At 63.9% G+C, this 1,445-nt stretch carries 2 protein-coding genes; both read left to right on the top strand.

Going from position 1 to position 1,445, the window contains the following annotated elements; genetic code table 11:
- On the top strand, nucleotides 1-939 hold a 939-nt coding region (gene astA / locus PFH44_RS27535; RefSeq protein ID WP_283826831.1), incomplete at its 5' end, for an arginine N-succinyltransferase.
- Nucleotides 930-1,445: aldehyde dehydrogenase family protein (locus PFH44_RS27530; protein WP_283826830.1), on the top strand; the 516-nt coding region annotated here is incomplete at its 3' end. The genes astA and PFH44_RS27530, both read left to right, overlap by 10 nt.

Genomic DNA, 1,445 nt, shown 5'->3' with positions numbered 1-1,445 from the left:
CCCAACGATCCCGCGCGGCTGGCCGCGCGGATCCAGCGCAGCGTTGATACCTTCGCCGGCAGGCTTCCCCGCGGCCAGCAGGGCTTCCTGTTCGTTCTGGAGGATACCGACCTGTCGCGGGCGGTGGGCGTCAGCGCCATTGAGGTAGCGGTGGGGCTCGACGAACCCTTTTACAATTTCCGCCTGCAGCGCACGGTTCGCGCCTCGAAGGAGCTGGGGGTCTATAAAAATCAGGAGCTGCTGAACCTGAGCTACGACCACACCGGCCACAGCGAGCTCTGCACTCTGTTCCTCGACCCGGAGTATCAAAAAAACCGCAACGGGCTGTTCCTCTCGAAAGCGCGGTTTTTATTTATCGCCGCCTTCCGGGAGCTGTTCTCGCCGCATCTGTTCGCCGAGCTGCGCGGGCGCAGCGATGAGCAGGGCAATTCGCCGTTCTGGGACGCCCTTGGCCACCACTTCTTCGATATTCCGTTTGCTGACGCCGACCGGCTGACCGGCACCGGCATGAAAACCTTCATTGCCGAGCTGATGCCGGCGTACCCGATTTACGTCTCGCTGCTGCCGGAAAACGCCCGCCAGGCGATTGGCGAGGTGCATGCCAATACCTCACCGGCGCGGGCGATCCTTGAAAAAGAGGGCTTCAGCTGGCGCGGGTCGGTCGACATTTTCGACGCCGGTCCGGTGCTTGAAGCGCAAACCGACAGCATCAGGGCGATCGGCGAGAGCCAGTTTATCCCGGCCATGCACGTCATGGCGCAGCGGGCGGCGCCGATCATCGTCGCCAATAACCAGTTTGAAGGCTTCCGCGCGGTGCTGCTGACCCCGGAAGAGAACCACCAATGCGAACGCGCCGCGCTGGACGCCCTCGAGGTTAGCGAGACTGACCGGGTGCATGCGGTAACACTCAATCCGGAGAGCAGAACATCATGGCAATAAACGCACATTTTATCGCAGGAGAGTGGCTGCAGGGCTCGGGCGCGCCGTTAACCAAGCTGGCGCCGGAAAACCAGGCGCCGCTGTGGCAGGCCGCCAGCGCGGGAGCGGCGGAGGTGCAGGCCGCCTGCGCGGCGGCGCGCGGCGCCTTTTACGCCTGGTCCCATCTGGCGCTGGCGGAGCGTATTGCCTGCGTGCAGCGCTTTGCCGCGCTGCTGGATGCGCATAAAGAGGCGCTGGCGGAGATGATTTCTCGCGAAACCAGCAAGCCGCTGTGGGAAACCCGCACCGAAGTACAGGCGATGATCGGTAAAGCGGCGATCTCCATCGACGCCTACGCCGAGCGCACCGGCGATCGCGAATCGGCGATGCCGGACGGCAAAGCGCTGCTGCGCCACAGGCCGCACGGGGTGATGGCGGTCTTCGGCCCCTACAACTTCCCCGGCCATTTGCCGAACGGCCATATTATTCCGGCGCTGATCGCCGGCAACACCGTGGTCTTTAAGCCC

Origin of the sequence: Klebsiella sp. Ech2A (assembly GCF_030078455.1) — a bacterium.
Taxonomy (GTDB): domain Bacteria; phylum Pseudomonadota; class Gammaproteobacteria; order Enterobacterales; family Enterobacteriaceae; genus Klebsiella; species Klebsiella terrigena.
The sequence above is the reverse complement of the archived record's forward strand: the minus strand, read 5'-3'. Positions and strand labels throughout refer to the sequence as shown.